28 protein-coding genes and 1 other RNA gene are annotated in these 23,624 nt (G+C 61.7%); 17 read left to right on the forward strand and 12 right to left on the reverse strand.

All coding sequences use genetic code 11. From position 1 onward, the window contains the following. Positions 1-47: 47 nt before the first annotated feature. The 3 genes from GKR99_08900 to GKR99_08910 form a co-directional block, all read right to left on the reverse strand. Positions 48-557 carry a GNAT family N-acetyltransferase gene (locus tag GKR99_08900; GenBank protein NKB27651.1) on the reverse strand — a complete coding sequence of 170 codons (510 nt, stop codon included), beginning with the start codon at positions 555-557 and terminating at the stop codon, positions 48-50. Between the two features lie 106 nt (positions 558-663). Beyond that, positions 664-831, reverse strand: a complete 168-nt coding sequence (rpmG, locus tag GKR99_08905; GenBank protein ID NKB27652.1) for a 50S ribosomal protein L33 — start codon at positions 829-831, stop codon at positions 664-666. Positions 832-942: 111 nt separating this feature from the next. Then, positions 943-1,395 carry a PAS domain-containing protein gene (locus tag GKR99_08910; protein ID NKB27653.1) on the reverse strand — a complete coding sequence of 151 codons (453 nt, stop codon included), beginning with the start codon at positions 1,393-1,395 and terminating at the stop codon, positions 943-945. A gap of 162 nt (positions 1,396-1,557) precedes the next feature. On the opposite strand from GKR99_08910, the gene GKR99_08915 reads away from it, so the two are divergent. Together GKR99_08915 and GKR99_08920 are read left to right on the forward strand one after the other, a co-directional pair. Then, positions 1,558-2,516, forward strand: a protein-coding gene (locus tag GKR99_08915; protein NKB27654.1) for an IS630 family transposase whose coding sequence is annotated in 2 segments (ribosomal slippage) — positions 1,558-1,899 and positions 1,902-2,516 — 957 coding nt in all. Because the reading frame shifts where the segments join, the coding sequence is not laid out codon by codon here. Positions 2,517-2,609: 93 nt separating this feature from the next. After that, a protein-coding gene (locus tag GKR99_08920; GenBank protein ID NKB27655.1) for an IS630 family transposase occupies positions 2,610-3,564 on the forward strand; the annotation gives its coding sequence in 2 pieces (ribosomal slippage) (positions 2,610-2,960 and positions 2,962-3,564; 954 coding nt in all). A gap of 116 nt (positions 3,565-3,680) precedes the next feature. Here the strand turns inward: GKR99_08920 and rnpB are convergent. The 5 genes from rnpB to gatC all read right to left on the reverse strand — a co-directional run bounded on the left by rnpB (position 3,681) and on the right by gatC (position 7,196). Beyond that, an RNA gene (gene rnpB / locus GKR99_08925) (RNase P RNA component class A) lies at positions 3,681-4,088 on the reverse strand. A gap of 11 nt (positions 4,089-4,099) precedes the next feature. After that, a complete protein-coding gene (locus GKR99_08930) occupies positions 4,100-4,822 on the reverse strand; it encodes an N-acetylmuramoyl-L-alanine amidase (GenBank protein ID NKB27656.1) in 723 nt (240 codons plus the stop codon). Then, the gene (locus tag GKR99_08935) at positions 4,783-5,388 is read right to left on the reverse strand and encodes a hypothetical protein (protein NKB27657.1); all 606 of its coding nucleotides are present in this window, start codon (positions 5,386-5,388) and stop codon (positions 4,783-4,785) included. The genes GKR99_08930 and GKR99_08935 overlap by 40 nt, the downstream gene beginning before the upstream one ends. 36 nt (positions 5,389-5,424) lie before the next feature. Beyond that, positions 5,425-6,912: an Asp-tRNA(Asn)/Glu-tRNA(Gln) amidotransferase subunit GatA gene (gene gatA, locus GKR99_08940; protein NKB27658.1), complete on the reverse strand. Its 1,488-nt coding sequence runs from the start codon at positions 6,910-6,912 to the stop codon at positions 5,425-5,427. Further along, complete coding sequence (gene gatC, locus GKR99_08945) at positions 6,909-7,196, reverse strand: Asp-tRNA(Asn)/Glu-tRNA(Gln) amidotransferase subunit GatC (GenBank protein NKB27659.1); 288 nt, start codon at positions 7,194-7,196, stop codon at positions 6,909-6,911. The genes gatA and gatC overlap by 4 nt, the downstream gene beginning before the upstream one ends. Before the next feature lie 175 nt (positions 7,197-7,371). Here gatC and GKR99_08950 point away from each other — a divergent pair, with 175 nt between their 5' ends. Next, positions 7,372-8,166 (forward strand): alpha/beta fold hydrolase, encoded by a 795-nt coding sequence (locus GKR99_08950; protein NKB27660.1) that lies wholly within the window; start codon positions 7,372-7,374, stop codon positions 8,164-8,166. On the opposite strand, the gene GKR99_08955 is transcribed toward GKR99_08950, so the two are convergent. Further along, positions 8,163-8,594, reverse strand: coding sequence for a nucleoside deaminase (locus GKR99_08955; GenBank protein NKB27661.1), 432 nt, complete (start codon positions 8,592-8,594; stop codon positions 8,163-8,165). The two genes, GKR99_08950 and GKR99_08955, sit on opposite strands and share 4 nt — an antisense overlap. Positions 8,595-8,678: 84 nt before the next feature. On the opposite strand from GKR99_08955, the gene GKR99_08960 reads away from it, so the two are divergent. From GKR99_08960 to GKR99_09020, 13 genes are all read left to right on the forward strand, one after another. Then, positions 8,679-9,536 carry a pseudouridine synthase gene (locus tag GKR99_08960; GenBank protein ID NKB27662.1) on the forward strand — a complete coding sequence of 286 codons (858 nt, stop codon included), beginning with the start codon at positions 8,679-8,681 and terminating at the stop codon, positions 9,534-9,536. Positions 9,537-9,747: 211 nt separating this feature from the next. Then, positions 9,748-10,566 (forward strand): tellurium resistance protein TerC, encoded by an 819-nt coding sequence (locus GKR99_08965; protein ID NKB27663.1) that lies wholly within the window; start codon positions 9,748-9,750, stop codon positions 10,564-10,566. A gap of 205 nt (positions 10,567-10,771) precedes the next feature. Then, positions 10,772-10,981: a hypothetical protein gene (locus GKR99_08970; protein ID NKB27664.1), complete on the forward strand. Its 210-nt coding sequence runs from the start codon at positions 10,772-10,774 to the stop codon at positions 10,979-10,981. Then, positions 10,982-11,854, forward strand: coding sequence for a hypothetical protein (locus tag GKR99_08975; protein NKB27665.1), 873 nt, complete (start codon positions 10,982-10,984; stop codon positions 11,852-11,854). A 21-nt stretch (positions 11,855-11,875) separates the two neighbouring features. Next, positions 11,876-13,072 (forward strand): toxic anion resistance protein, encoded by a 1,197-nt coding sequence (locus GKR99_08980; protein NKB27666.1) that lies wholly within the window; start codon positions 11,876-11,878, stop codon positions 13,070-13,072. A gap of 19 nt (positions 13,073-13,091) precedes the next feature. Then, positions 13,092-14,042 carry a DUF2927 domain-containing protein gene (locus GKR99_08985; protein NKB27667.1) on the forward strand — a complete coding sequence of 317 codons (951 nt, stop codon included), beginning with the start codon at positions 13,092-13,094 and terminating at the stop codon, positions 14,040-14,042. A gap of 14 nt (positions 14,043-14,056) precedes the next feature. Next, a complete protein-coding gene (locus GKR99_08990; GenBank protein ID NKB27668.1) occupies positions 14,057-15,166 on the forward strand; it encodes a DUF4339 domain-containing protein in 1,110 nt (369 codons plus the stop codon). A 325-nt stretch (positions 15,167-15,491) separates the two neighbouring features. Then, positions 15,492-16,019: a cytochrome B gene (locus tag GKR99_08995; GenBank protein ID NKB27669.1), complete on the forward strand. Its 528-nt coding sequence runs from the start codon at positions 15,492-15,494 to the stop codon at positions 16,017-16,019. Between the two features lie 79 nt (positions 16,020-16,098). After that, on the forward strand, positions 16,099-16,644 hold the full coding sequence (locus GKR99_09000; GenBank protein ID NKB27670.1) for a cytochrome B: 546 nt from the start codon (positions 16,099-16,101) through the stop codon (positions 16,642-16,644). Continuing rightward, positions 16,645-17,733 carry a primosomal protein N' (replication factor Y) - superfamily II helicase gene (locus GKR99_09005; protein NKB27671.1) on the forward strand — a complete coding sequence of 363 codons (1,089 nt, stop codon included), beginning with the start codon at positions 16,645-16,647 and terminating at the stop codon, positions 17,731-17,733. A 68-nt stretch (positions 17,734-17,801) separates the two neighbouring features. Then, a complete protein-coding gene (locus GKR99_09010) occupies positions 17,802-18,350 on the forward strand; it encodes a hypothetical protein (protein ID NKB27672.1) in 549 nt (182 codons plus the stop codon). Between the two features lie 106 nt (positions 18,351-18,456). Further along, on the forward strand, positions 18,457-19,380 hold the full coding sequence (locus GKR99_09015) for a carbohydrate kinase (GenBank protein ID NKB27673.1): 924 nt from the start codon (positions 18,457-18,459) through the stop codon (positions 19,378-19,380). After that, the gene (locus tag GKR99_09020; GenBank protein NKB27674.1) at positions 19,377-19,820 is read left to right on the forward strand and encodes a D-tyrosyl-tRNA(Tyr) deacylase; all 444 of its coding nucleotides are present in this window, start codon (positions 19,377-19,379) and stop codon (positions 19,818-19,820) included. Before GKR99_09015 ends, GKR99_09020 begins: the two co-directional genes overlap by 4 nt. A 24-nt stretch (positions 19,821-19,844) precedes the next feature. On the opposite strand, the gene GKR99_09025 is transcribed toward GKR99_09020, so the two are convergent. Next, complete coding sequence (locus tag GKR99_09025; protein ID NKB27675.1) at positions 19,845-20,390, reverse strand: CAP domain-containing protein; 546 nt, start codon at positions 20,388-20,390, stop codon at positions 19,845-19,847. A 139-nt stretch (positions 20,391-20,529) separates the two neighbouring features. Here GKR99_09025 and mgrA point away from each other — a divergent pair, with 139 nt between their 5' ends. Further along, positions 20,530-21,579, forward strand: a complete 1,050-nt coding sequence (gene mgrA, locus GKR99_09030; GenBank protein NKB27676.1) for an L-glyceraldehyde 3-phosphate reductase — start codon at positions 20,530-20,532, stop codon at positions 21,577-21,579. Between the two features lie 179 nt (positions 21,580-21,758). Here mgrA and GKR99_09035 read toward each other — a convergent pair whose 3' ends face one another. Next, positions 21,759-21,983 carry a hypothetical protein gene (locus GKR99_09035; GenBank protein NKB27677.1) on the reverse strand — a complete coding sequence of 75 codons (225 nt, stop codon included), beginning with the start codon at positions 21,981-21,983 and terminating at the stop codon, positions 21,759-21,761. Between the two features lie 123 nt (positions 21,984-22,106). Further along, on the reverse strand, positions 22,107-23,471 hold the full coding sequence (locus tag GKR99_09040; protein NKB27678.1) for a phosphomannomutase: 1,365 nt from the start codon (positions 23,469-23,471) through the stop codon (positions 22,107-22,109). Between the last annotated feature and the right edge of the window lie 153 nt (positions 23,472-23,624).

Consider the following 23,624-nt stretch of genomic DNA (forward strand, 5'->3'; position numbering starts at 1 on the left):
GGGGCCGGCGTAACCGCGCGTGGCTGTCGGCCCGAAGGCAACGCCGGTCAGGCAATCCGGCGCTGCATCCGTACGGCGGGGAAACCAATTCCGGGGCGCAACGTGACCTCGACCGGGCCGATGGCATGAAACCCGCAGGCCGAATAGAAGGGCACCGCCGTCAAAGTGCTGAGGCATTCGAGGACGCCAACGCCAGCACTGGCCGCATCCTCAACAACGCGGGTCATCAGCGTGTGCCCAATGCCACGACGGGTGCGGCGATGATCAACCACAACGTGGCGAATATGTCCCATATCGCGCGGGCCAACGCCGCCGTGGGGCGCGGACCATGTCCAACCGCCCGCGCCGACGATCTGGTCCTGATCCAGAACAACGAAGTAGCTGCCCGAGGATAGCAGCCGCAGATTTGCACGCGCAATCAGCGGCAGGGCCGTGACCAGAACCGATGGCGAATAATCCGGTTTCAGCAGCACCGGATAGCTGGACGCCAATAAGGCGTCGACCTTGGCAAGGTCGCAGCTGGCTGCGGGGCGGATGGTAAGGGTCGGGCAGGTCATGGCGCACTCTCGCGTCTGGGGCTGGTTGGGCCGCGCGGCGAGGGGGCAAAGAAAAAGCCGCGCGGTGTGTCGCGCGGCTTGTCTGGTCGTAAGGGTGGAAGATCGCTTACTTGATCTTGCCTTCCTTGTACTCGACATGCTTGCGCGCGACGGGGTCATACTTTTTTACGACCATTTTTTCGGTCATCGTTCGCGCATTCTTTTTGGTCACGTAAAAGTGGCCGGTGTCAGCGGTCGAGTTCAGACGGATTTTGATCGTCGTCGGTTTCGCCATAAGACTGTCTCCTGCGGCGGGGCGGTTGTAGGGCCCCGTGAAATCTTGAAGTCCGCATGATAGTGATTGCGCCGCCCAAGTCAACCGTAAACCGCGATTGCGCGGGCGGGATCACATCTCGAACCGGTACTTTTGAGATTCGGCAGATTTCTCGGCCGTGATGTCACGCAAACTGATGTGCAGCTTGTGTCTGGGGTCCGAAGCATTGCGGGCTGGACCCATCGTGACCTTGATCCAGCGCGCCTGTGCGTTGGGTTCACTTCGGAACACCGAAAACTCGACCGGATGGCCGGATTGAGCGCGGTCCAGCGCGTGGTCGAGCAACGTGTGATTCTCGGCCGGCCAGGCGTCAAGCCAGTGCATGCCGCTGCGGTAATTGTGGCCAAGTCCCAGCATCGCGCGGGCCGCGACGCTGATCAGCACCAGATTTCCGTCGTCATCCAGCACGCAGGAACAGGTGGATTGGCCGGATTCCGTGGCCCCGTCGCTGACCGGCCCATCCGCCCCTTCACCGGCCGCGCCGCTGGGCTGATCTGCCTGGGAATGGAGTCTGCGAGGGCGCATCGTTAACCTTTCCAATTCGTAAACGATCCTAGCGGAGGCGGCCCGTTAACGCATTGGAAATGCTTAAATACATTTAACCTAAAGCGTTTCGGCTTGAACCTGAATCGCGAGGGATTCCCTTGAGACCTGATCTGTGATTCATCCTGTTTGGGAGGATGGATCATGTCAGCACCTTTGCCATCTGCGCTTCGGATACGGTTTCAGAGATACATTGAAGAAGGGTTGAGCGGGCGCGCGGCGGCGTTGCGGTTGAAGCTGTCGCCTGCCACAGGCGCGCGGTGGGCGCGTCAGGTGAGGATGAAGGGTCATGCGGAACCTGCCCGGCAGGGACCGCCGCGCGGCAAGGGAAAGCTGGCTCCGCATCGGGAATTCTTTGAGGAGTTGATCGCACAAGACCCTGACATCACGCTCTTTGAGTTGCGTAATGCGCTGGCCGATGCAGAGGGTGTGCGGGTGCATCACTCCTCCATCGCCAACCTTCTGTCCCGGCTCGGCTTCACGTACAAAAAAAGTCGCTGGTCGCCACCGAGCGCCGCCGCGCCAAGGTAAGGCAGCAACGGGCCGACTGGTTCAGATACCGCTCGCCAGCCATTGCGACCTTTCCTGAGCGCGTTGTCTTTATTGACGAAACCGCAGTGAAGACAAACCTCACGCGCCTACGCGGCAGAGCCAAGCGCGGTAAGCGCCTGACGATGGATGCGCCCTTCGGAAGCTGGGGAACCCAAACCTTGATCGCGGGCCTGACCCAAGGCGCGCTGATCGCACCTTGGGTCATCAAGGGAGCGATAGATGGCCCCGCCTTCGCGGCCTACATCCGCGAAGTGCTGGTCCCCGAGATCAACCCCGGCACTGTCGTCATTCTCGACAACCTGGCAACCCACCGGAATAAGGAGGCGACGCAGGCTTTACGCAATCACGGCTGCTGGTTCCTTTACCTGCCACCGTACTCGCCCGACCTGAATCCCATCGAGCAGGCCTTCTCTAAACTGAAAGCCCATTTGCGACGGATCGGGGCCAGGTCCTTTACCCAGGTCTTCGAAGCAATCGGAGCAATCTGCGATCTCTACGACCCAGTAGAATGCTGGAACTACTTTAAGGCCGCCGGATATGTCTCAGGTTAATGTCGAAACGCTTTAGGGCGCCGTCCTTGAAATCTGAATCGATGGGATTCCCAGAGGTCTGATTTTGTGATTCACCGAATGTGGAGGTGGATCATGGGGAAATCACTGTCTTTGGACATTCGAGAGCGCGTCGTCGCGCTGGTAGATGAAGGACTTTCCTGCCATGAGGCGGCCCGGCGTTTGCGGATATCGGTCGCGAGCGCGGTGCGGATCATGCAGCGCAAAAGGCGAACCGGCGGCGTGAAAGCTGCGCCTCAAGGACGGCCTCGACGCAGCAAGTTGGACGCGGCGTCCGAGTGGTTGAAATTACGCGTGCAAGCTGAACCGGACATCACCATGCCGGAGCTGGCCGAAGCGTTGAAGCAGGAGCATGACCTAATCGCCACACCGGCGATGCTCTCACGTCACTTGCTTCATCGCCTTGGGTTCACATATAAAAAAATAGCTGATCGCAACGGAAAGGCTGCGCAAACGGGTTCGCGCCGCGCGATACGAGTGGCGGCGTCGGATGCCGAGGATGCGCCGTGAGCCGCATAGGCTGGTGTTTATCGACGAAACCGCCGTCACCACCAAGATGACACGCCTGCGGGGCCGATCCCTCCGGGGGACTCGGCTTGAGGCGGACGCGCCCTTCGGCCACTGGCGCACGCAAACCTTCATCGCCGGGCTGCGGATGGATGAACTCAGCGCACCCTGGGTTCTGGACGGCCCCATGAACCGCGCCGCCTTCGACATATACATTGAAACCCAATTGGTTCCGACCTTGCAGCCAGGTGACGTCGTGATCGCTGACAACCTGTCGTCTCACAAATCCGCAAAGGCACAGGCCATCCTGAAAGCGCAGGGAAGCTGGCTCCTCTTCCTGCCGCCCTACAGCCCCGACCTGAACCCTATCGAAATGGCATACGCCAAGCTCAAAGCACATCTGCGACGGCTGAAAGCACGTACCTTCGACGCGCTGTTCCAATCCGTCGCACAAACCTGCGACCTCTTTCCACCAGAAGAATGCAGAAACCTCTTCAAGGCTGCCGGATATGTTGCAGATTAAATGGACCATGCTCTAAGTTACCGCTAAGTTACTGCGAAGTTACCGAAAATTTAATGCAAATGACGATGCCGGATTTGGCGGGTGGGCCGGAGTCGCCCGGCGGGGGCGATGTTGAAGCGCGCGGAGGGTCTGTAAGCCGGATTCTGTTCCTGCCGGGTTGCCCCGACAGTCGATGACCATTCCTCTGGCCGCAGCGTTACCACTGCGATCTAGCTGCCAACCCGGACCTCCTGGGGCCAAAGCCGCCCTGCCTTCTGCCTTTGCAGGCATCAGGCGCGGGGTCCCTATTTGGCATTGCTCCGGGTGGGGCTTGCCATGCCGGGGCGGTTGCCCGTCCCGCGGTGGGCCTTACCCCACCGTTTCACCATTGCCCCGCCTGAACGGGGCTGTCTGTTTTCTGTGGCGCTATCCCTCGGGTTACCCCGGCCGGGCGTTACCCGGCACCCTTGCTTTTGTGGAGTCCGGACTTTCCTCCCGCAGCGTGGCCCGAAGGCTGCGCCACAGGCGATCATCCGACCCTCCGCGCGGGGTTCACCTAGGCGCTGGCGCTGCCTGCGTCAACGGCGTCGGCCCAACTGCGGGCAAGGGCCATGTCATATGCGTCAAGCGGGCCATTGGCCCAGGGGCGGGTGCGGTGGCGGAAGGCTGGCAGGGGGTCCGGGCCGGTGGTGTCATAGCCAATGCGCCCCAGATCGACGGCAAAGCGCGGCGGATCCACTGCCGCGCAATCGCCGGACCTCGCGGCATAGGCCAGCCCAAGCCGCGCCAGCCGCGCCCAGTCGAACCGGCGGCCCGGGTCGCTTTTTCGGCCCGGTGCCATGTCGGAATGGCCGATAACACCGGATGCAGCGATCGGGCGGCGCGCCTGGATGTCCTTCAAAAGTGCCTCCAACGCGGTCATCTGAGGGTCGGGAAAGGGCGAGGTGCCGTCGTTGCACAATTCGATCCCGATCGAGCGAGAGTTAATGTCACTCACCCCCTGCCAAGACCCGGCCCCGGCGTGCCAGGCGCGCTGATCTTCATCGACCAATTGCCATGTCTGACCATCCTGCCCGATCAGGTAATGCGACGATACTTCGTGATCCGGGCAGCACAGACGTACTAGCGCGGCCCGGGCCGAGGTCATCGCCGTGTAATGCAGCACGATCAGCGACGGCGTCAGACCGTCGCGGCGCGGTCCGCAGTTCGGGGATGGGTGTTGCTGTACGGTCGGTACAGTCAGTTGGCCAGCGCCTGGCGATAAGGGCGCGGATCCCAACCACAGGCGAAACCGTCGCCGTCCGGGTCCATACCGGCCTTGTCTTTTTCAGGCCCGCCGTTGGCCAGGAAGATCTCCTGCGCCACATCAAGGGTCGCGTGACCGGAGCAGGATTTTTCGAATTTCGCGGTCGCGTGGAACCGGCTGCGGCGGTACAGGCGTTCGCCGGGCTGGTTGGTGGTTTTGATCGCATAGGCCACGATGCTGGGCGTTTCGCCTTCGCGGGTCGGGACGGCGGTGGGTTGCACAACCTCGAACCCGTCACGCAGGCGCGCCAGACGGGCGGCATCGCTTTCGATGGTTTCACGGCTGCTGACCGCGTCGAAATCCTGTTCGTCGGACACGCCACTTGGGCGCGCGCCAGCAGCGACCGAGGTTCCGCCGGTCGGCAAGCCCGCAGCGGCCAGATCAGCATTGCTGATGACGCCGCCGGACCCGCCGGGCAGGCCCGATTGTGACGCACGGGCGGTTTCATAGCTGTTAAAGCCGACGCCCTGAACGTTGCTGGGGGCTGTCGACGTGCAGGCCGCAAGGCCAAATACAAAAGCAATTGTAACGCGATACATGGTGTTTTCTTTTCTTGAGCCTGTTTTGCGGGGCTTCTACCACCATTTGGCCGGTTTGGAAACAAAACCGGCGGCGGACTCCAGCACATGGGCGGTGTTCAGCAGATCGCCTTCCTCCCACGGGCGGCCGATCAACTGCAATCCCAGCGGCAATCCCTGCTTGTCGAGCCCCGCAGGAACCGCAACGCCCGGCAGCCCGGCCAGGTTTACCGTGACTGTGAAGATATCATTCATGTACATCTGCACCGGGTCAGCCTCGGCCATTTCGCCCAGGCCAAACGCGGCCGAGGGGGTCGCAGGGGTCAGAATCGCGTCGATGCCATCGGCAAAGACGGTTTCGAAGTCCTGCTTGATCAATGTGCGAACCTGTCGCGCGCGATTGTAATAGGCGTCGTAGAAACCCGCGCTGAGAACATAAGTGCCGATCATCACGCGGCGCTGAACCTCGGGGCCGAAGCCTTCGGCGCGGGTCTTCTCGTACATCTCGGTGATGCCGTCGCCCTGTTCCAGCCGGGCGCGGTGGCCATAGCGGACCCCGTCATAGCGTGCGAGGTTGGACGACGCCTCGGCAGGGGCAATCACGTAGTAGACGGGTAGAGCGTATTTGGTGTGCGGCAAGCTGATATCGACGATCTTTGCGCCTGCGTCCTTCAGCATCGCGGTGCCGTCGGACCACAGCTTTTCGATCTCGTCCGGCATGCCGTCCATGCGGTACTCGCGGGGGATGCCGATGGTCTTGCCACGAATATCGCCGGTCAGCGCGGCCTCGAAATTCGGCACGGGGATGTCTGCGCTGGTGGAATCCATCGGATCGTGGCCGCACATCGTTTCCAGCATGATCGCCGCATCGCGCACCGATTTGGTCATCGGTCCGGCCTGATCGAGTGACGAGGCAAAGGCGATGACGCCCCAGCGCGACACCCGGCCATAGGTCGGTTTGATGCCGGTGATGCCGGTGAATGCGGCAGGCTGGCGGATTGATCCGCCGGTATCCGTGCCGGTGGCGGCCAGGCAGAGGTCAGCGGCAACCGCGCTTGCCGACCCACCTGAGGAGCCGCCCGGCGTCAGCCTGGCATCGTCGTTGCCGCGCCGCCACGGGTTCACCACATCCCCATAGGTCGAGGTTTCGTTTGAGCTTCCCATGGCGAATTCGTCCATGTTCAGCTTGCCCAGCATCACCGCGCCGGCGTCGAACAATTGACGCGTGACAGTGCTTTCGTATTCCGGCGTGAACCCGTCAAGAATCGCACTGGCCGCCTGAGAGGGCACGCCCTTGGTGCAAAACAGATCCTTGATGCCCAGCGGAATGCCACACATTGCCGGGGCGTCGCCTGATTTAATGCGCGCATCAGCTGCGCGGGCCTGTTCCAAGGCCAGATCCGGCGTCTTGTGAACCACAGCGTTCAGCGCCGTTGCGCCGTCAATGGCCTTCAGGCATGCTTCGGTCAGTTCGACAGAAGTCACATCGCCCGCCTTCATCGCATCGCGCGCTTGGGCGATGCCCAGTTTGTTCAGATCGCTCATTCGACCACCTTCGGGACGGCAAAGAACCCTTCACGCGCGTCGGGCGCATTGGCCAGAACCTTGTCTTGCTGATCGCCGTCGGTGACCACATCCTGGCGCCGTTTCAGGCGCATCGGCGTGACGCTGACCATCGGTTCAACGCCGGTTACATCAACGTCCTGCATCTGTTCGATGAAGCCCAGGATCGCGTTGAACTCGCCCGCCAGTGCGGGCAAGGCGTCGTCTTCGACGCGAATGCGGGCCAGCTTGGCGACGCGGCGCGCGGTGTCTGTGTCGATGCTCATGACAGGTCCTTCAGGTGAAGATCGCGCCCGTTTAGCGCCGTGGCCCTGCGGCTTCAAGCGGTGTGGCGTTGACAATGGCAAGGGTCATGTCCCGCTTGCGCGGTTGCGGCGGCATAAAGCAGTATTCGAAAGCCCGGAGGATTTTTGTCGCGCGTTCTATTGAGGGGGGGCCTTGATGGCCGCAAACAGGATTGCCTTTGAAACACGCGGTTCCGGTCCCGCGGTTCTTGTCCTTCATGGCGGGCGTCTGGACCGGCACCACATGATTGACGCGCTGGAACCGGCGTTCGTGGATGCAGGCGACTGGCAGAGGGTCTATGCCGATCTGCCGGGACACGGTGAAAGCGATGGCACCGGGCCGAACACCCAGTCTGATGTGTTCGAACGTGTGCTGCGCTTCGCACGGACCCTGGGCCCAAGGATCGCGATTATCGGGGAATCGCGCGGCAGCTATCACGCGCGGGCCTTGGCGGCGCGGGCACCGGACCTGGTGGCGGGTCTGTGCCTGATCGTTACCGACAAGGTGGGTTCGACGGATGCCAGCGCGCGCCCGCCGCATGAGGTGCGCGTTCCGGATCCGGCCCTGCTGGACAGTCTGCCCGAGGTGCTGCGCCAGATGCTGGCGCGCCAGGTGGTGCAAACGGCCGAGATTGCGGACAAGATCGCGCGCCTCAAGCTTCCCGCCGATCAGCGTCATGACGCTGCACTGGCCGAACGTCTGGCGGGTGCGTTTCAGTTCGATTTTGAGCTTGAGGCCGCCCCGCACGCTGGCCCCTCGCTGATCGTGAACGGTCGACAGGATGCGATGGCAGGCTATGCCGAGGCGATGGCACTGTTGCCCGCCTATCCGAATGCGACATTTGCGGCTTTGGATACAGCGGGGCATGGTCTGGCATGGGAACGTCCGGCCCTGTTCAAGGCGCTGGTGCGCGACTGGCTGGGGCGGTTGGCGTTTGGGTTCTGGCCTTAGCGACGGTTCGCAAAGAATTCGACCAGAAGCTGGCGCGCCTCTCCATCAGCAATGCCCGAGATGACTTCGGGCGCGTGGTGCGCTTGCGGGTGGTCGAACACTTTTGCGCCGTGGGCGACACCGCCGGATTTCGGATCGTTTGCGCCATAGATGACCCGCCCGATACGCGCAGCAGCAATGGCAGCGGCGCACATCGTACAGGGTTCCAATGTGACCCAAACGGTGTGGCCTGGCAGACGCTCGGACCCTGCAGCGGCGCAGGCCGCGCGGATCGCAAGGATTTCCGCATGCGCCGTCGGGTCGGCGCATTCGCGGGTGCGGTTACCGGCCTGGGCCACAATCGCGCCTTTGGCGTCGGTCAGGACCGCGCCCACCGGCACCTCGCCGCGCGCACCGGCGGCGCGGGCCTGCGCAAGGGCGGCTTGCATCTGGGTTTCGAAGCGGCTCATCCCATTTCCCTGCCCCGGCTGGCGGCGCTGGACAAGGGGTTTCGCAACGCGATAAGCGGGCGCATGACCGACAAACCCGACAACAGCCCGCCTGGCGACCGGATCGCCAAGGTTCTGGCGCGCGCAGGCATCGCTTCGCGCCGCGAGGTTGAGCGGATGATCGCGGCTGGCCGGGTGTCGGTGAACGGGGCGGTGATCGACAGCCCGGCACTGAACGTGACCGGGCGCGACAAGCTGAGTGTCGATGGCAGGCCGGTGGACGCCCCAGAAGCGCCGCGCCTTTGGCTGTATCACAAACCGCTGGGGCTGGTGACGACCGAACGGGACGAGCAGGGGCGAAAGACGGTGTTTGCCGCCCTGCCCGAAGAACTGCCGCGCGTGGTTTCGGTCGGGCGACTGGACATCAATTCGGAAGGATTGCTGCTGCTGACCAATGATGGTGGCATCAAGCGCAAGCTGGAATTGCCGTCGACCGGGTGGCTGCGCAAATACAGGGTCCGGGTCAAAGGCGCCCCGGACGAAGCGCAGATTGCGCCGTTGCGCGCGGGGATCGAGGTTGAGGGTGTCAGATTTCAGCCCATGACCGTCTCGATAGATCGGGTGCAGGGCGCGAACGCCTGGCTGACGGTATCCATCCGCGAGGGCAAGAACCGCGAGGTTCGCCGGGCAGCGGCGGCTGTTGGGCTGACGGTGAACAGGTTGATCCGCGTCAGCTATGGCCCCTTCCAGCTGGGTCAGTTTAAGCCAGGTGAGGTGTCCGAGGTGAAGGGTCGCGTGCTGCGCGATCAGCTGGGTATGGCCAGCCCGGCTGGCGATGCCGCCAACCCCTCGGAAAATCTTGGCAAACGGCGCGCGCCGACGACGAAAACGGTGCTGCGGTCGCGCGACGGGCACAAGCCGCAGCGCAAACCGGCGCGGTGATTGCCGGGGGCAGTTGTCCAAATGTCGTGACGCTTGATCCGAACCGGACTTTGCAAATGCCCGACGATCCTTTCAATCCAGCCCAACCCGCGTTGACGAAATCTCCCAATCGTTCGTGGGCCAGGCAATGCTGCAAAACGACGAGCGGTTGAAACCACTCGGCACTTCATGCGTAATATCGGCGTAGTATTTTGCAAGGGATCCATGCGTCATGGCCGAACTTCTGACTTTCGAAAACATCGGCAACTTGCTGATGCTGTGCTTTCTGCAAGCGGTGCTTGGGTTCGACAACCTGCTGTACATTTCGATCGAAAGTCAGCGCGCGCCGGTTGCGCAGCAAAAGGCGGTGCGGTTTTGGGGTATCATTATCGCGGTGGCCCTAAGGATCATTCTGCTGTTCGTGATGGTACGGCTGATTGCAGCGCTCAGCGCGCCGTTTTACGTGTTCGAATGGGAAGGTGTGCTGACCGGCGGGGTCAATTTCGCCACGGTCGTCTTCATCTTCGGCGGCATCTTCATCATGTATACGGCGGTCAAAGAAATCTCGCACATGTTGTCGATTGAGCATCTTGAGGCCGACATCGAAGGCAAGCGCGGGAAATCGGCGACCCAGGTGGTGCTGCTGATCGTGTTCATGAACCTGATTTTCAGCTTTGATTCGGTGCTGTCCGCTCTGGCGATCACCGATGTTTTCCCGATTCTTGCCGCCGCAATCATCCTGTCCGGAATTGCCATGCTGATGCTGGCGGAAAGTGTGACGGACTTCCTGAAGGCCAACCGCATGTACGAGGTTCTGGGTCTGTTCATCCTGCTGATTGTTGGCGTGGTGCTTCTGGGTGAGGCCGGCGTGGCGGCTGCGCATGCGATGCACAATGACGATCTGGGGCTGAAGGTATTCGGATTCGCCTTGCTTCCGATGTCCAAGTCGACGTTCTATTTCGCGGTTATCGTGTTGTTCGCAGTGGAAATCCTGCAATCCGGTTATCAGCGCAAGCTGGCCGCGGAACGCAGCGCCGAACAGCGTCACTGACCCCAGCATCGCATGGGTCGGGGGGATGCCGTCGCGCGAATGCGGCATCAAGCATGGGGCGATCCGCGATTTTGGCGCTGGGCCGTGCCCTCTGGCAATCCGGGTCAGCGTGCCCATATTAGTGGCCCGAATGTCGCAATCTTTCGCGCTGGCCCGTACAGCCTGATTTGCGTAAAGTACCGCCCGTAAAGGAGTTTGCCGCGTCGTGCAGCGTTTGTTTCTGGCCCTGATCCTGATTGCCATCCTGGTCGCCATCGCTGCGGTCATTTTGCGGGCAATTGTGCGCGGTCTGGCGCAAGCGCGTCCCGATTGGGCGTCTGTGGGGGCGGATCGTTCGATGATACAGACAGGGGCTTATCTGGCGCTGGTTGCGCTTATTCTGGGTGTGTCGCTCGGCTGGCTGGGCGGGCTCTAGATGGCGCAGCGCTTTGGCGGAAAACACTCGCCCGACGGGACGGGGCCAGCGCCGGGCAAGCGGCCCATGGCGCCGCCGCGTCGTGCAGCTGCGCGACGCAACTTTCTGTTCATCGCCCCGCTGCCGCTGTTGATCAGCGCGTTTGCACAGGGCGCGTTGGGGATGGCCACCGATCTGGCCGCGCTGGCGATCCTGCTGCTGGCCGCCTGGCTGTTGAGTGAGGGTCTGCGTGCCGAGGCCGCCTGGGCCGCCCGCAAGGTCGCCCGCCGCCCCGGCATCCCGCGCAAAATGTTTGCCTCGGCTTTCACCGGGATCGGCGTGGCGCTGGCGGCATTCTCGCCCGAAAACGGTGTCATCGCTCCGGTCATTCTGGGCATTATTGCGACGGCCCTTCATGTCACCGCCTTTGGTGTCGATCCGATGCGCGACAAGGGGATGGAGGGTGTGGACGCCTTTCAGACCGACCGGGTCGCCCGCGCGGTTGACGAGGCCGAGAAACATCTGGCCGCGATGAAAGACGCCATTCTGCTGGCCAAAGATCGCGGGCTGGAACGTCGGGTCGACACATTTCAGGCGACGGCACGCGACATGTTCGCGGCATTGCAGGACGACCCGCGCGATCTGACCTCGGCACGCAAATACCTGAGCGTGTATTTGCTGGGCGCGCGCGACGCGACGGCCAAGTTTGCCGACATCTATGCCCGCAACCGCGACCCGCAGGCGCGTGCAGATTACGAAGCGCTGTTGGACGATCTTGAAACCTCGTTCGCGGCACGCACCGAAAAACTGATGCTGTCTGACCGATCCGACCTCGACGTTGAAATCGAGGTGCTGCGCGAGCGGTTGGAACGTGAAGGCATCCGCACCGAATAAAACCTAAGAAGGGGGACACCCATGCCTGCAATTGATATCCGCGAAAAGGCCCAGAGATCCGAGAGCCTCGTGCAAGAGGTCAACGCCGTCGTGCTGGCAGAGCCGACCACAGATGTGGTGCCTTATGAGGCCGCTCCGGCGGATGTGAAGGCCGAGATTTCCAAGCGCATGGACGAGATCGACATCACCAATACCGGGTCCATCGTATCGTTCGTGTCATCGGCGCAGGCCGAATTGCAGGAAATCAGTCAGGCGATGCTGGCTGACGTGAAAAACAAGGATGTCGGCCCGGCGGGTGACAGCCTGCGCCAGATTGTCGGCACGATCCGCGGCTTTTCGGTTAACGAGCTGGACACCCGGCGCAAACGGACCTGGTGGGAACGCCTGTTGCGCCGCGCCGCACCGATGGCGAATTTCGTGGCGCGCTTCGAAGACGTGCAGGGCCAGATCGACAAGGTGACAGATGACCTGCTGGGGCATGAACACACGCTTCTGAAAGACATCAAATCGCTCGACATGCTCTATGATAAAACGCTGACGTTCTACGATGAACTGGCGCTTTATATTGCCGCCGGAGAGGCGAAGATCGAGGATCTGGACGCAACGGTGATCCCGGCCAAGGCGGCCGAGGTTGAGGCCGCGCCAGAACAGCAGGCGGTCATGAAAGCGCAGGAGCTGCGCGACCTGCGCGCGGCGCGCGATGATCTGGAACGCCGGGTGCACGATCTGAAGCTGACGCGGCAGGTGACAATGCAGTCGCTGCCCTCGATCCGGCTGGTACAGGAAAACGACAAATCGTTGGTGACCAAGATCAACTCGACCCTGGTGAACACCGTCCCGCTTTGGGAAACCCAACTGGCGCAGGCGCTGACCATTCAACGCTCGGCAGATGCGGCTGAGGCGGTGCGCGATGCCAATGACCTGACGAATGAATTGCTCAAGGCCAACGCCAAGAACCTTCGCGAAGCGAACGCGACAATCCGCACCGAGATGGAGCGCGGCGTGTTCGACATCGAGGCTGTGAAACAGGCCAATGCCGATCTGATCGCGACGATCCAGGAAAGCCTGCAAATCGCTGACGAAGGTAAGGCCAAACGGGCCGCCGCCGAAGAAGAGCTGAAGAAGATGGAAGGTGAGCTGAAGACCACGCTCGCCTCTGCCAAGGCGCGCGCCGATGGCACGGGTGAAACCGTGGGCGGCGCGGTTTCGGGCAACTGACAAGGGCGAAGTGGCAACCATGCGAGCGGCGATTGCAGCAACGGGCCTGATCTGGGCGCTGGCGGGATGTGTTATGCCGCAGCCGCCGGTTGTCAGCGCCGTTGCGCCACAAGCGCGCCCGGCTGCGCCGCCTGCCGTTGCGGCGCCGGTCGCCCCGGTGCGCAGCGCGCTCAGCCGCGATATCGGCGACTATTACGCGCGCGTGGAAGCCACGATGCTGCGACAGGGATTGTTGCGCATTGACACCGGCGGCAGGGATACGCCGTTCAACGAACGCCAACTGGCCGAGAATTTCACCCGCATCGCCTTGTTCGAAGAATACGATAATTCAGGTGGCACGATCATTGCCCGCCAGACGGCCAGCCGGTTGCATCGTTGGGATCGCTCCATTCGGATGGAGGTGGATTTTGGCGCGACCGTCGATCCAGCGCAGGCCAGCCTCGATCGTCGGGCGATTATCGCTTACGCCGCACGGCTGGGGCAGTTGACCGGTGTTGGGGTCACTCAGGTCGAAAGTGGCGGCAACTTTAACGTCTTCGTCGTCAATGAAGATGAACGCCGCGCGCTGGGGCCGCGACTGCGCCAGCTGATCCCCGGCATTTCAGCCTCGGCTGTGCGCACGGTCACCGATCTGCCGCGATCCAGCTATTGCCTTGTCTTCGCGTTTGATCCGCAAAGTGATGGCACTTATGAGCGCGCCGTCGCTGTCATACGGGCGGAGCATCCCAACCTGCTGCGCCTGTCCTGTTTTCATGAAGAGCTTGCACAGGCCATGGGCCTGTCCAACGACAGCCCTAATGCGCGTCCGTCGATCTTCAATGACGACGAAGAATTCGCGCTGCTGACAGGCCATGACGAAATGCTGCTGCGCATGCTCTATGATCCGCGCCTGAAACCGGGGATGACTGCAGATGTGGCCACCCCTATTGTAACCCAGATCGCCGCCGAAATGCTTGGCGGCAGCAGTTAGAACGGAGACCCCCCATGGGCATTCTCGATTTCCTCACCGGGCAGTTCATCGACGTCATCCACTGGACCGATGACACCCGCGACACGATGGTCTGGCGATTCGAGCGTGAGGGCCATGAGATCAAGTATGGCGCCAAGCTGACGGTGCGCGAAGGGCAGGCGGCGGTCTTCGTGCATGAGGGGCAGTTGGCGGATGTGTTCACGCCGGGACTTTACATGCTTGAAACCAACAACATGCCGATCCTGACGACGCTGAACCATTGGGATCACGGCTTTCAGTCGCCCTTCAAGTCCGAGATCTACTTCGTCAACACCACCCGGTTCACCGACCTCAAATGGGGCACCAAGAACCCGGTCATCACCCGCGATCCTGAATTCGGACCGGTGCGGATCCGGGCCTTCGGCACCTATTCGATCCGGGTCACCGATGCGGCGAAGTTCCTGAGCGAAATCGTCGGCACCGATGGCGAATTCACCATGGACGAGATCAGCTTTCAGATCCGCAACATCATCGTGCAGGAATTCAGCCGGGTGATCGCCTCGTCCGGGATACCTGTGCTGGATATGGCGGCGAACACGGCCGATCTGGGCAAACTGGTGGCGGCGGAAATCTCGGCGACATTGGAAAGCTATGGCCTGACCATGCCCGAGCTTTATGTCGAGAACATCAGCCTGCCCCCGGCGGTGGAGGAGGCGCTGGACAAGCGCACCTCGATGGGTGTGGTGGGCGATCTGGGCAGGTACACGCAGTTTCAGGCCGCCGAAGCGCTGGCGAATGCCGACAGTGGTGCAGGTGCTGCGATGGCGACCGGCATGGGTGCCGGGATGGGCCTTCAGATGGCAACCCAGATGGCGACGCAGCGTGGACCCTGGGGTGCCGCACCTGCCGTTGCAGCTCCGCCGCCACCCCCGCCGCCGGTTGAGAAGGTTTGGCACATCGCCGAGGGTGGCAAGACCGAGGGGCCGTTTTCGCGCGCCAGCATGGGACGCAAGGCCGCCGATGGCAGCCTTAGCCGTGAAACGCTGGTCTGGGCTGCCGGGCAGGACGGCTGGAAAACCGCGGACGAGGTTGCCGAACTGGCGCAGCTGTTCACGATCATGCCGCCGCCACCACCAGGCGCATAAACGGGATAAGAACCGATTGTCGCTGGGGCGGACCCAAGGCAATCAGCCAGGCAATCTGATCGGTCCATGATCCAGCACTGACATCAGCCGATTGTGTTGAAAAACTCCGAAATCAGAGCGTCGCGGATTTCTTGCGAAAACCTATGAAGCGAAATAGTCGGAAAGCTTTGACCACGAGACAGCGCATGGCTGCGCGTGAGCGCATGTAGGCGATTTGGGCCGACCCCCGCGCCAAAAATTTAGGATCGGGCTGCATGGAAAGAAAAATCATCGTTCAGGCCCTAAAACGGAGTTTTTCAACACAATCAGCCAACAAGAGATATTCATGACCCGCAGAACGGCAATCAAATGGCTGCATTGGATCAGCCTCGCGCTCATCCTCTATTTCTGGGCGGTGGAACCGGAAGATGTTGAGCGTTTGGGCGCCGCTGCACTGGCAACGCATGCCGGTGTCGGGCTGGTGTTGGCGATTGTCGTGCTGGGGTGGTTTGGCATGTATCTGGTCAAGGGGCTGGCGGGGCGGGCCGGGCCGAAACTGCCCGGTTGGGCGCGCCGGGTGCATCCGATCATGCACAAGGGTCTGCACTGGCTGCTGGTCGCGATGATGGCGACAGGGGGACTGATCGGCCTGTTCGCGCCCTATATGATTCTGGCCTTCGGGGTCATTCCTTTTGTGCCGAATCTGGATATCAAAAGCCTGTGGGATCTGATGGAGGAACTGCACGAACTGGTCTTCGATCTGCTGCTGATCGCCATATTCGCGCATGCGTTCTTTCATATCTGGCGGCATTTCTGGGTACGCGATAACGCGCTGCGCATCATGGTGCCAAAGGCGCTTCACAGGTTCCTCTGAAGTGTCTGCGGTGAAACTTTTCCCGTTGGTCAGCCGTGACTGAGATATGACGGATGCCAAAGTGACCAAACCCGGAGTGATGCAGCGCCTGTATCTGTGTCTGCCGCACCGCCGCACCTGGCTGAAGGCGCTGCACGGGGCGATGATCCCGCTGCTGATCTGGTTCATCGTGATGACACCTGAAGACGTCGTGCCGATGGGCATCTTCAGGTTTCATTCTGTCCTGGCACTGATCTTCGTCACAATCTCGCTGATCTGGATGGCCGACTATATGCGGCGCGGGCTGGCGGGGCGTCCGGGGCCGAAACTGGGCAACCGCGCGCGGCGGTTTCACTGGTGGATACACAGGCTGATCATGTGGGGCTTGTTCGGCGTGGCGATCACCGGATTCCTGCTGGGGCTGACATCGGACCGGTTGCTCAAGGCCGGGGGGTTCCTGCCTATCGCGCCACCCCTGGGAATGAAGCAGGCGAATGACTGGATCGGGACATTCCACATCTATGAATTCTACCTGCTCGGCGTGATCGTCACAGGCCACGCGGGTTTTCACATCTGGCGACACTTGCGTGTTCGGGACAATGCGCTCAGGATCATGGCTCCGAAGGTATTGCACAGGTTTCTCTGAATGGCTGAGGTGATGGCCGAACACCGCTTTCCCTGCGACACCTGCGGGACGGATATGCGGTTTGACCCTGGCGCGGATCAACTGACCTGTGATTACTGCGGCAATACCGAAGTTATCGGCGGCGGCAGCGCCCATCCGATTCACGAGCTGGATTTTCGCGCCGCAATCCGCGCCGAACTGCCCAAGGCCGACCTGGAAGAGACGCGCACCGTCGGCTGTGAAAACTGCGGCGCGACGGTGGAATATGACCCGACGATCCACGCCGCCGACTGCCCGTTCTGCGGCACGCCGTTTGTGGCGGACACGGGCGTATCCCGCCATATCAAGCCACGCGGCGTTCTGCCGTTTTCACTGACCGAGGATCAGGCCCGCGATGAGCTGAAAGGCTGGCTGGGCCGGTTGTGGTTTGCGCCGGGCGGTGTGCAGCAATATGCACGCAAGGGGCGCAGGCTGGACGGGATCTATGTGCCCTACTGGACCTTCGATGCGGATACCAAGTCATCCTATACCGGTCAGCGTGGCACGGTATATTATGAAACGAAATCCGTGGTCCGCGACGGAAAGCGGCAGAACGTGCAGGTTGCGAAAGTGCGCTGGAAATCGGTGTCGGGCCGGGTGGCCCGGTTCTTCGACGACGTGCTTGTGTTGGCCTCGCACGCGTTGCCCAAGCGATACACCGATGGGTTGGCCCCCTGGGATCTGGCTCCGTTGGAACCATACCGCGTTGAATACCTCGCCGGGTTTCGCGCCGAGGCCTACGGGGTTGAGCTGGAAGATGCCTTTGGAGAGGCGCGCGCCCATATGGACCGCATGATCGAACGCGACGTGCGCTTTGACATCGGCGGCGACCGCCAGCGGGTTGGGCAGGTGGACACCGATATCCGCGACCTGACATTCAAACACATCCTGCTTCCGGTCTGGATGGCGGCGTATAAATATCGCGGAAAAAGCTATCGGTTTGTCGTAAACGGACGAACCGGCAAGGTGCAGGGGGAACGCCCTTATTCACCGATGAAGATTGCGGTTGCGGTGGTTGTCGGGCTGCTGATTGCCGCGGTGGTGGGCTTTGTCGCGGCGAACAGTCAGTAAAATTTCCGCCGAGTTTGCACGCAAAAGTGGTATAATTGCTCCTCGATGCAATTTTGAGGAGGTGAATCATGTCCGATGAGTGCAAAAAAGTTCTGACTTATTATCGCTACACCAAGGTTCGTGGCATCACGACCCTGGGCGTCCTGGAAAAGCAGCCCAGATTAGCCCCCGCGCCATCGAAAACCCCAGCGCAGCGACTGCAGGATCTGAATGCCCGACTTGATGCGGATATCAGGGCGCGCAATGCGATAACGATTCCGCAGTGCGGGTGGCATTGTGACTATCTGGGCGAACGTATTGTTTCGGATACGACGCGCACGCGCACCGTCAAGATCATCTGGACCGAACCATTTGAACTGCGTGACGCTAATGGCGGCGTTTTTCGCGGCATCGGGCGGTATCGGACACGTGGCGATGCCCGCGTGCAAACAATCAAGTGGGAAAAGGAATGCGACACCAAGCTGGGTGATCCGGATTCGGATTGGAATGAGGCCTCGTTTAATCCCGAACAGACAAATATCGAACTGATCAGCAATTACGCATTGGCGGACCTATGGGAGGCGCTTCCCCAGTCAGAGCGCGAGATGCTGGAGTATCTGAAGCCCGAAAAGGCGTAGCGGGTCGGCAACACGGCTTGAAGGCCGGGGATGCCGAGTATGAATTGATCTGTTGGCTGGCAACTGAATACCTTAAGTGAATTGTAACAGTTGCGGAGTGGCCATCATGATCCTGAGTTGCGGTGAATCGCTGATCGACATGCTGCCCCGTGAAACGGCTGCTGGCGAAGCGGCCTTTGCGCCTTACCCCGGCGGTGCGGTGTTCAATACGGCCATTGCATTGGGTCGCCTTGGCGCGCCGTCCGGTTTCTTTTCAGGGATCTCGACGGATCTGTTCGGCGCGAAACTGGTCGCCTCGCTTGAAGACAGCGATGTGGATACCGCTTTGGCGGCACGCTCGGACCGTCCGACAACGCTGGCCTTCGTGACCCTGACGGACGGGCAGGCATCCTATGCCTTCTATGATGAGAATACGGCGGGGCGGATGCTGGCCGAGGCTGATTTGCCCGACATTCCCGACGCGGTCGAGGCGATGTTCTTTGGCGGCATTTCCCTGGTCGTCGAACCCTGCGGTGCAACCTATGAGGCGTTGATGCTGCGCGAGGCTTCGCGCCGGGTCACGATGATCGACCCCAATATCCGCCCCGGTTTCATCCGGGACGAGGGCGCATATCGCGCCCGGATTGATCGGATGATCGCGGCGGCGGATATCGTGAAGATCTCGGACGAGGATCTGAGCTGGATTTTGGGTGCGGGCGACCCCGTCGATCAGGCGCGCGTGTTGCTAAAGCTTGGCCCGTCGCTGATTTGTGTGACCGAAGGCGCGAAGGGCGCGCGTGGGGTCAGCCGGGACCATAACGTCTGGGTCGACGCGACGCGGGTCGACGTGGTGGACACGGTCGGGGCCGGTGACACATTCAACGCAGGCGTTCTGGCCGCGCTGCACCGCGCGGGCGCGTTGACCAAACCCGGTATCGCGGGGCTGGACGGCGATGCGATCCGCGCCGCACTGGCGCTGGGCGCACAATCGGCAGCAGTCACTGTCAGCCGCGCGGGCGCAAACCCGCCATGGGCGCACGAACTGGCATGAGGGCGCTGGTTCAGCGGGTCAAAAAGGCGCGGGTGGAAGTCGGCGGCGCCACCATCGGAGAGATCGGGCCGGGGCTGATGATCCTTGTCTGTGCGATGGATGGCGACCCCGGGGATGCACCCGACAAACTGGCCGCGAAAATCGCAAAACTGCGGGTATTCCGCGACGATGACGGGCGAATGAACCGCTCACTTCTGGATACCAAAGGCGCGGCGCTGGTGGTCAGCCAGTTTACGCTGGCCGCCGATACCACGCGCGGCAATCGCCCCGGCTTTTCCAGCGCGGCGGCACCGGATGTGGGCGAACCGGCGTATGAGCGGTTTGCAGCAGCGCTTGCGGCGCAGGACATTTCCGTGGCGACCGGACGGTTTGGTGCGGACATGGAAGTGCATCTGATCAACGATGGGCCGGTCACAATCTGGATGGACAGCGCGGCTTAGAAACGCCGGCTGCGGAGTGGCCCCTTAATAATTGTTCGGGCTCTGATCCGTTGGTGCGGGATGTCGCGGGGCGTGATCGTTGCAGGACCGTGCGCCAACCATCACCCATCGTCGCGCGCCGCCGGTTCCGGCATAGCCGAACCAGACCTCGGTAATTTGCCTGTCCAGAATGTTCCGGCGATGCCCGGACGAACGCATCCAGGCTGCAACCACCCGATCACGGGTTGGCTGGCCCTGTGCGATGTTCTCGTTTGCGCGGCAGGCATCATATCCAGCGGCCTTGATCCTGGCAGACATTGTCCCGTGTTTGGGTGAGCGATGCGAGAAATAGTGGCGCCGCACCATATCACAGGCGTGCCCTTGCGCGGCGCGGTTCAACTGATCCGACAGCCGCAGCGCGATCAGGTTTTCGGCGGCGCGTTCGGCATTGATGCTGGACAGAAAATCACGCAGCGCCGATCCGGGCTGGAGGCGACATTGGGACTGGGCCAGCGCCGGTGTCGACAGGGCAAACACGACGGCAAGGAAAAGCAGGAAGCGGGACACGGGACACGGGAAGACAACTCGCAAATCTCGGTTAACTTCAGGTGAGTATCACATAACGCCCGAATGGTTCACTCAATTCGCATCACGATTCCGCCTTGCGCTGGAATTACGGACCGGCGCAATGTCTGCCGAGTTTCTGAACATGACCCAGAAGGGAAAGCTTATGACCTATGTTCCCGCCGAAAACCGATACGATTCAATGGTATATCGCCGCTGCGGCGCGTCCGGGTTGAAATTGCCCGCGGTGTCGCTTGGGCTGTGGCACAATTTCGGGCATGACACGCCGCATTCGACCAAGCGGGCGATTTGTCGGACGGCGTTCGACGCAGGAATCACCCATTTTGACCTGGCCAACAACTACGGCCCGCCACCGGGCAGCGCGGAAGAGGCGTTTGGCCAGATCCTTGCGACCGACTTTGCGGGCCACAGGGATGAGCTGATTATCTCAAGCAAGGCCGGATACGATATGTGGGACGGCCCATATGGCGAATGGGGTAGCCGCAAATACCTGATCGCGTCCTGTGATGCATCGCTAAAGCGGATGGGCCTCGACTATGTCGATATTTTCTATTCGCACCGATTCGACCCCGACACACCACTGGAAGAAACCATGGGTGCGCTGGATCAGATCGTGCGTTCGGGCAAGGCGCTATACGCGGGGATTTCCAGCTACAACTCGGAACGAACGCGTGCGGCGGTTTCAATCCTCGAAGACCTGGGAACGCCCTGCCTGATCCACCAGCCGTCTTACAACATGCTCAACCGTTGGGTGGAACGGAATGGGCTGAAGGACACATTGGCTGAACTGGGAGTCGGATCCATTGCGTTCACGCCGCTGGCCCAAGGGATGCTGACGAAAAAATACCTTGGCGGCGTGCCCGAGGGCAGCCGCGCAACCCAGGGCAAAAGCCTGCGTCCCGAGATGCTGAGCGACCGGGCGATTGAGAATATTCGCAGCCTGAATGAGGTTGCGGCGGCGCGCGGTCAGACGCTGGCGCAGATGGCCATCGCCTGGGTCTTGCGCGACGGCGGGATCACCACGGCGCTGATTGGCGCATCCCGGCCCGAACAGGTGACGGATTGCGCCGGGGCGGTTGGCAATCTGGAGTTTTCAAGCGCCGAACTGGCCGAGATTGACAGATTGGCCGATGAAGAGGCGATCAACCTTTGGGCGCAGTCGTCCGAGACGGCCGAGGGTGCGGCAACGCGCTGAGGCTTTGGTTGGTTCGCAGGTCGGATGTGACCTGAAATGGATGTCCGGGCTTCGCGCCTTCGTTCACGGCGACAGCCGCGACCATACATCCCATTCGGGTCAAAGGCCGACAGCCACCGCCGACAAAGCGCCCGCCGGATTTCAACCCGACGGGCGCAACACCGGCTGTTCCTGACAGATCAGATGTTGATCAGGTCGCGGTAAACGTGGTGCACGATGCGATCGCGCTGGATGCCGATGCGGGCCAGATCAGCATCGGATTTCGCCTGTAGCAGGCGGACGATATGGGTCCGGTCCCGGCTGTTCATCATGATGGTAAAGGCGCGGCCCAGCGCGTTGGCGACCTTGCCGTATGTGGCGCCGATTACGCTGCCAAACGGGGCGGTGTGGGATACATAGGCCATTGTTCTGTTCTCATTTCGTTGAATACACGGGAATTTCGCTCCCGTGGGGCAAAAATAGGACTGCGCCATCCGAACGAGTAGGTGGATTAGATGCATGCCCGCGTTGCGTCAGGCGCAAGGCGGTCAGGCGCCGTCCAGAAAAGCCCGGAACCGCGCGAGGGTTTCTGCGACCAATGCCGGATTGCCGCGTGCCTCGATATTCAGGCGCAACAGGGGTTCGGTGTTCGAACGGCGCAGGTTGAAGCGCCAGTCGTCGAATTCTGCGGACAACCCGTCAAGGTGATCGGTCTTCAGCGCGCCGTCCAGCATCCTGCGCGTGACCGCATCGATGGCGGCGTCTGCATCGGAAACCCTGAAATTAATATCGCCCGATGACGGGAAGGCGGCGCGCATTCCGGCGATGATCGCGGACAGGGGCTGGCCAAGGGCCGACATGCGGGCCGCGACCAGCAGCCAGGGGATCATGCCGCTGTCGCAATACATGAAATCGCGGAAGTAATGGTGCGCCGACATCTCTCCGCCATAGACCGCATCGACGCGGCGCATGGTTTCCTTGATCAGAACATGCCCTGTGCGCGACACTTCGGGCATGCCGCCAGCGCGCGCAACCTCGGCCAGCGTGTTCCACTGCACGCGCGGGTCGTGGACGATGCGCCCGCCGGGCGCCCAGTCGAGCATGGCAGCAGCAAGCAGGCCGACGATATATTCCCCGTCGACGAATTCTCCGGCCTCATCAAAGAAGAAGCAGCGGTCGAAATCACCATCCCAGGCAATGCCCAGATCCGCCTTATGTGCACGCACGGCGTCCGCCGTGACAGGGCGGTTTTCGGGCAGCAGCGGGTTTGGAATGCCATTGGGGAATGTCGGGTCCGGGTCGTGATGGAGGCGGATGAACTCCAACGGGGCCGCTGTTTCGGCTAGTGCATCGGCCAGCGCATCAAATGTCGGCCCGGCAGTGCCGTTGCCCGGGTTCACGACAATCCGCATGGGCCGCAGGGCGGCCGGGTCCACGAAGGACAGCACCCGGTCACAATAGGCGGCGCGCGGGTCTGCAGCCGCGACGCTGCCGGTGTCGGGCGCGGTCAGGGGGGCGTCTGACACGACAAGATCGTGGATGCGCTGCAATTGATCCTGTGACACCGGCGTCGCGCCCGTGCCGATCAGCTTGATGCCATTATCGCTGATCGGGTTATGCGACGCGGTGATCATCAACCCGCCCCCGGCACCAAGGTGATCGGTTGCGAAATAAACCTCCTCAGTGCCGCATTGCCCGATGTCCGAGACATCAGCGCCAGCGGCCATCGCGCCTTGGGCCACGGCGCTGGACAGTGCCGGGCTGCTGGCGCGGCAGTCGTGGCCAACGACCAGATGTGTCGCGCTGGTGACCTTGACGAAGGCCGCGCCAATGCGAAGGGCCAGCGCCTCGGTCAGTTCGTCACCGACCCGGCCGCGAATATCGTAGGATTTGAAACAGGCAAGACGTGTCATGGCGCTTCGTTTCTGCGCATCTTGCGCCGAAATCCAGCAAAATCGGCAGCGGGGGTTTTTGGATGCGGGCAGTCGAACCCGGATCGCCAACAGACCCCTGGCCGCGTTCATCACGCCGGGAAGCCCGGGGTCGACCGCGCCAATCTTGCCCGC

This window comes from Paracoccaceae bacterium, from assembly GCA_012103375.1.
In the GTDB taxonomy this organism is placed as follows: Bacteria; Pseudomonadota; Alphaproteobacteria; order Rhodobacterales; family Rhodobacteraceae; genus WLWX01.

Coding starts and splice junctions, on each gene's coding strand:
- GKR99_08975 (NKB27665.1), top strand. CDS start 10,982: ATGGCGCAGCGCTTTGGCGGAAAACACTCGCCCGACGGGACGGGGCCA.
- GKR99_09035 (NKB27677.1), bottom strand. CDS start 21,983: ATGGCCTATGTATCCCACACCGCCCCGTTTGGCAGCGTAATCGGCGCC.
- GKR99_09000 (NKB27670.1), top strand. CDS start 16,099: ATGCAGCGCCTGTATCTGTGTCTGCCGCACCGCCGCACCTGGCTGAAG.
- GKR99_08955 (NKB27661.1), bottom strand. CDS start 8,594: ATGCAAGCCGCCCTTGCGCAGGCCCGCGCCGCCGGTGCGCGCGGCGAG.
- GKR99_08950 (NKB27660.1), top strand. CDS start 7,372: ATGGCCGCAAACAGGATTGCCTTTGAAACACGCGGTTCCGGTCCCGCG.
- GKR99_08900 (NKB27651.1), bottom strand. CDS start 557: ATGACCTGCCCGACCCTTACCATCCGCCCCGCAGCCAGCTGCGACCTT.
- GKR99_08935 (NKB27657.1), bottom strand. CDS start 5,388: ATGTATCGCGTTACAATTGCTTTTGTATTTGGCCTTGCGGCCTGCACG.
- gatC (NKB27659.1), bottom strand. CDS start 7,196: ATGAGCATCGACACAGACACCGCGCGCCGCGTCGCCAAGCTGGCCCGC.
- GKR99_08910 (NKB27653.1), bottom strand. CDS start 1,395: ATGCGCCCTCGCAGACTCCATTCCCAGGCAGATCAGCCCAGCGGCGCG.
- GKR99_08980 (NKB27666.1), top strand. CDS start 11,876: ATGCCTGCAATTGATATCCGCGAAAAGGCCCAGAGATCCGAGAGCCTC.
- GKR99_09020 (NKB27674.1), top strand. CDS start 19,377: ATGAGGGCGCTGGTTCAGCGGGTCAAAAAGGCGCGGGTGGAAGTCGGC.
- GKR99_09005 (NKB27671.1), top strand. CDS start 16,645: ATGGCTGAGGTGATGGCCGAACACCGCTTTCCCTGCGACACCTGCGGG.
- rpmG (NKB27652.1), bottom strand. CDS start 831: ATGGCGAAACCGACGACGATCAAAATCCGTCTGAACTCGACCGCTGAC.
- GKR99_09040 (NKB27678.1), bottom strand. CDS start 23,471: ATGACACGTCTTGCCTGTTTCAAATCCTACGATATTCGCGGCCGGGTC.
- GKR99_08995 (NKB27669.1), top strand. CDS start 15,492: ATGACCCGCAGAACGGCAATCAAATGGCTGCATTGGATCAGCCTCGCG.
- GKR99_09010 (NKB27672.1), top strand. CDS start 17,802: ATGTCCGATGAGTGCAAAAAAGTTCTGACTTATTATCGCTACACCAAG.
- GKR99_08965 (NKB27663.1), top strand. CDS start 9,748: ATGGCCGAACTTCTGACTTTCGAAAACATCGGCAACTTGCTGATGCTG.
- mgrA (NKB27676.1), top strand. CDS start 20,530: ATGACCTATGTTCCCGCCGAAAACCGATACGATTCAATGGTATATCGC.
- gatA (NKB27658.1), bottom strand. CDS start 6,912: ATGAGCGATCTGAACAAACTGGGCATCGCCCAAGCGCGCGATGCGATG.
- GKR99_08960 (NKB27662.1), top strand. CDS start 8,679: ATGACCGACAAACCCGACAACAGCCCGCCTGGCGACCGGATCGCCAAG.
- GKR99_08990 (NKB27668.1), top strand. CDS start 14,057: ATGGGCATTCTCGATTTCCTCACCGGGCAGTTCATCGACGTCATCCAC.
- GKR99_08985 (NKB27667.1), top strand. CDS start 13,092: ATGCGAGCGGCGATTGCAGCAACGGGCCTGATCTGGGCGCTGGCGGGA.
- GKR99_09015 (NKB27673.1), top strand. CDS start 18,457: ATGATCCTGAGTTGCGGTGAATCGCTGATCGACATGCTGCCCCGTGAA.